This is a genomic window from Anabaena sp. 54, from assembly GCF_017355725.1.
Classification (GTDB): domain Bacteria; phylum Cyanobacteriota; class Cyanobacteriia; order Cyanobacteriales; family Nostocaceae; genus Dolichospermum; species Dolichospermum heterosporum.
The window spans coordinates 1-3,105 of sequence record NZ_JAAVWA010000069.1; the positions used below are offsets into that span (position 1 = coordinate 1).

Here is a 3,105-nt window from a genome sequence, read left to right on the forward strand (position 1 = left end):
TTGTATAACCTGTCTCTGATTATACTTTTATCTGCACATTTTTCCTAACTCCCTAAAAAATGGGCGAACCGGGAGTTTTGAGTAAAACGAAATAAACATTTCCCTCTGCCTGCTATAAATAGTGAAGTGGGAACAGATTGGGATAAAGTATTCTCTATTCTGTGTGTCAACTTTGATCAATACCGCCTAATGGAGACTATAATGAACAAGGGTGTAATCACTATCACTGATGCTGAGTTTGAAACGGAAGTATTAAAAGCCGAGCAGCCTGTATTGGTTTATTTTTGGGCTTCCTGGTGTGGTCCTTGTCAACTGATGTCACCAGTTATTAATTTGGCTGCTAACAAATATAGCGATCGCCTAAAAATTGTTAAGATGGAAACTGACCCCAATCCACTCACAGTCAAACAATATCAAGTAGAAGGTCTCCCCGCGCTGAGATTGGTAAGAGGAGAACAACTATTAGTATCTATTGAGGGAGTAATTGGTAAAGATAAATTACTCAGTTTTTTGGAAGATCATTTAAATAATAATTAGTTACCGATTAGTGATCAAAACTCCATAGTTTTTGATCACTACCTCATGACTAATGACCAATAAATAATAATTAAAATGCAGTTTGCTACCCGGTTACAACCCTTAAAATCTAACGTATTTGCCGATATGGACACAGCCAAGTCCATTGCTTTGGCTGCTGGAAGAGAATTAATTGATTTATCTTTAGGTTCTTCAGATTTACCTACCGAGAATCACGTCATAGAAGCGATCGCTCAATCTCTCCATGATCCTACCACTCATGGTTATTTATTATTTCGTGGCACTCAAAATTTCCGTCAAGCCGCAGCCCAGTGGTACGAGCAAAAATTCGGTATCCCAGTTGACCCAGAAACAGAAGTTTTACCCCTAATTGGTTCTCAAGAAGGAACAGCCCATTTACCTTTAGCCGTGCTTAATCCCGGCGATTTTGCTCTATTATTAGATCCTGGTTATCCTTCCCATGCCGGGGGAGTATACTTGGCTAGTGGTCAAATTTACCCAATGCCAATAAAAGCAGAAAATAATTTTTTACCAGTTTTTAGTGATATTCCCGTCACCATTTTAGCCCAGTCGCGGTTAATGGTATTAAGCTATCCTCATAATCCTACCAGTGCGATCGCCCCATTATCCTTCTTTCAAGAAGCCGTAGCCTTTTGTCAACAACATAATATAGTTCTCGTTCACGATTTCCCCTACGTAGATTTAGTTTTCGCAGAAGAAACCCAAAATCTAAAATCCCTTGTTCCCTCAATTTTGCAAGCAGATCCCGAAAAAAGCGTCTCTATAGAATTCTTTACCCTGTCTAAGTCCTATAATATGGGTGGCTTCCGCATTGGTTACGCAATTGGGAATCCCCAACTAATTCAAGCCCTCAAGCAAATCAAAGCCACCGTTGATTTTAACCAATATATAGGAATTTTGAACGGAGCGATCGCCGCCCTCACCGGACCCCAAGATGGTGTAAAATCTGCCGTTGATATTTTTCGTCAACGCCGGGACACCTTCATTAAAGCCTTGCACCGTATCGGTTGGAACGTTCCCACACCAGAAGCCACAATGTACATTTGGGCAAAATTACCCACACAATGGAGTCGTAATTCCATAGAATTCTGCACCGAACTAGTTAAAAAAACAGGTGTAGCCGCTTCCCCAGGAGTCGGCTTCGGTCAATTCGGTGAAGGATACGTTCGCTTTGCATTAGTACAAAAACCAGAAACCTTAAAAACTGCTGTAGAGAGAATTTCCCAGTTCCTCTATTAACTCAAGTTGCTAGTCATCTAATTGAGCCTGGTAATTGGTAATTGGTAATTGGTAATTGGTAATTGGTAATTGGTAAATTTCTCATCCTGTTAATCGTTTAATCCCGGATATCCTGATTCAGACATTATTAAACCATTCTCATACTCAAATCCAACCATTTAGACTGAGTAATGGGCGCACTAGTAGAAATATAATCAACCCCAGTTTCTGCCACAGCGCGAACAGTCTCTAGAGTTACATTTCCCGAAGCCTCAATTTTTACCCGATCATCTTCATTACGAATCAATAATACAGCCTCACTCATCATAGACAAAGGCATATTATCTAACATAATAATATCTGCTCTGTACTGTAAAGCTTCCCGCACCTGTGCTAAATTTTCCGTTTCCACCTCAATAGTCAGAGGATAAGGAACGTGAGAACGAATGCGGGTAATAGCTTCCCCAATTCCCCCAGCCGCAACAATATGATTATCCTTAATCATCACCGCATCATCTAAACCCATCCGGTGATTCATCGCACCACCCAAAGCAGTAGCGTACTTTTCCAAAATTCTCAACCCTGGAGTAGTTTTGCGCGTATCCACCAACTGAGCAGGTAAATCAGCTATTTTTTCTACATATATATTAGTCAAACTGGCAATTCCACTTAACCGCATCACCAAATTAAGCGCTACCCTTTCCCCCATTAACAGCGTATCCAGTGAACCATTAATTTCCGCTATCACCTGTCCTGGTTCACAAGGTGTACCCTCATCGGTAACATTGACAAAATCAACTTGATTATTCAAAAGTTGAAACACCCTAGCCGCAATAGGTAAACCAGCAATTATCCCTGGTGCTTTCGCTATCCATTTAGCTTCTCCTCTAGTGGGATGTTGGGACAATAGAGATTGAGTAGTACGATCTCCCCTACCAATATCTTCCAACAACCAACTTTGCAACAATTGATCCAGCACCAAAAACGGTGGTAGTACAGCCACTGAACTCTTCATAAGAATATCTATCTATATCCACTCAACACTATCAATTATTGTCTTTCTTTCTCTAATGACTCAAAAAAACCCAGAAGTGGAACTCCACAAACCCAGCCAAATCAAAAACACCACCAAAAGGGCAGAAATCTCAGGAATTTTAACGCTCATAACCCTTGTCTCACAAGGATTTTAGATAAAACAAAAAACAAACCGAAAAAAAGTTTGCCAAAGTAGTTGACAAACCAAAGTAGATTCGATATATTAAATAAGTGCCGAACAGAGCAGCCAAAAAGAGGCAACACTGAACAGCACACCGAACCTTGAAAATATTA

Annotated in this window: 3 protein-coding genes; 2 read left to right on the forward strand and 1 reads right to left on the reverse strand. The window is 40.4% G+C overall.

Annotated elements, in window-relative coordinates; all coding sequences use genetic code 11:
- The first annotated feature begins 201 nt into the window (after window positions 1–201).
- Entirely contained in the window at window positions 202–537 is a 336-nt protein-coding gene (locus HEQ36_RS25905; protein ID WP_053539703.1) for a co-chaperone YbbN, read from the forward strand.
- Window positions 538–612: 75 nt separating this feature from the next.
- On the forward strand, window positions 613–1,797 hold the full coding sequence (locus HEQ36_RS25910; protein ID WP_053539702.1) for an LL-diaminopimelate aminotransferase: 1,185 nt from the start codon (window positions 613–615) through the stop codon (window positions 1,795–1,797).
- Window positions 1,798–1,924: 127 nt separating this feature from the next.
- On the opposite strand, the gene nadC is transcribed toward HEQ36_RS25910, so the two are convergent.
- The gene (nadC, locus tag HEQ36_RS25915; protein ID WP_053539701.1) at window positions 1,925–2,791 is read right to left on the reverse strand and encodes a carboxylating nicotinate-nucleotide diphosphorylase; all 867 of its coding nucleotides are present in this window, start codon (window positions 2,789–2,791) and stop codon (window positions 1,925–1,927) included.
- Window positions 2,792–3,105 lie beyond the last annotated feature (314 nt).